The organism is Micromonospora phytophila, assembly GCF_023656545.1.
Taxonomy (GTDB): domain Bacteria; phylum Actinomycetota; class Actinomycetes; order Mycobacteriales; family Micromonosporaceae; genus Micromonospora; species Micromonospora phytophila.
The window spans coordinates 1-1,271 of record NZ_JAMOKF010000611.1 but is presented as its reverse complement, the minus strand read 5'-3'; the positions used below and the strand labels follow the sequence as shown (position 1 = coordinate 1,271).

Here is a 1,271-nt window from a genome sequence, read left to right as displayed (position 1 = left end):
TGGGGCCGGGGCGCTGCGGGGCGCGGCGGGTGGGTCCAACGGCGGGGCGGTCACCCGACGACCGTAGTGGACGGGCCGGGCCGGCCGGCGCGAAGGTGCACCCCCGCGCCTACCGCTCGGCCTGGGCGGCGATCACCTCGCGGGCCAGCTGGCGGTAGTTGCGGGCACCGGACGAGGCCGGGTCGAGCGTGGTGATCGGGGCGCCGGCCACGGTCGACTCGGGGAACTTGACCGTCTTGGTGATGACCGTCTGGTAGACCTTGTCGCCGAACGCCTCCACCACCCGCTGGAGCACCTGCCGGCAGTGGGTGGTGCGGCTGTCGTACATGGTGGCGAGGATGCCCTCGAGCTCCAGGTCGAAGTTGAGCCGCTCGCGCACCTTGTCGATGGTGTCCAGCAGCAGCGCGACACCGCGCAGGCTGAAGAACTCGCACTCCAGCGGGATGAGCACGCCGTGCGCGACGGTCAGCGCGTTGATCGCCAGCAGGCCCAGCGAGGGCTGGCAGTCGATCAGGATGTAGTCGTACTCCTTGCGGACGCTGCGCAGCACCCGGGCCAGGGCCATCTCCCGGGCCACCTCGTTGACCAGCTGGATCTCGGCCGCGGAGAGGTCGATGTTGGCCGGCAGCAGGTGCAGCCCGGCCACGTCGGTCTTGATCAGGACGTCCTCGGCGGTCACGTCGTCCTGCATGAGCAGGTTGTAGACGGACAGGTCGAGGTTGTGCGGGTTGACCCCCAGCCCGACCGACAGGGCACCCTGCGGGTCGAAGTCGACCAGCAGCACCTTGCGGCCGTACTCGGCCAGCGCGGCGCCCAAGTTGATGGTCGTGGTGGTCTTGCCGACGCCACCCTTCTGGTTGGCCATCGCGATGATCCGGGCCGGGCCGTGCCGATCGGTCGGCATCGGCTCGGGGATCGGCTTGCGCATCGTGTACGCCGCCGGATCCGCCGGACCGAGATCCGCACCGAGCGTGGCCTGCTGCTCGCGGAGCTCCGACGTCCAGGTCTCGGCACGGTCACCGTTGCCAGCCATGTCCTCGTTGCCCCCTCCCGACGACCACCCGGCGTCGGAGCCGACCGACGTCCTTCGCGGCGCCGCTGCGCACCCCGGTATCTCGCCCCAGGAGGTCCGCGCCGATGCCGACTGTACGCCACCGACCTGCGGGCCGGTCGCACCCGCTCGGCGTGTCGCCGCCCCGCCCACCAGGCCACCCCCGGCGGACCGGTCGGTCCCCTCCGGCCGGACGGCCGAACCTGCGCCCACCGCGGCG

1 protein-coding gene is annotated in these 1,271 nt (G+C 72.0%); it reads right to left on the bottom strand.

Translation table 11 applies throughout. The features are described 5' to 3' along the window. Positions 1-109: 109 nt before the first annotated feature. The gene (locus NCC78_RS31745; RefSeq protein ID WP_121397670.1) at positions 110-1,033 is read right to left on the bottom strand and encodes a ParA family protein; all 924 of its coding nucleotides are present in this window, start codon (positions 1,031-1,033) and stop codon (positions 110-112) included. Between the last annotated feature and the right edge of the window lie 238 nt (positions 1,034-1,271).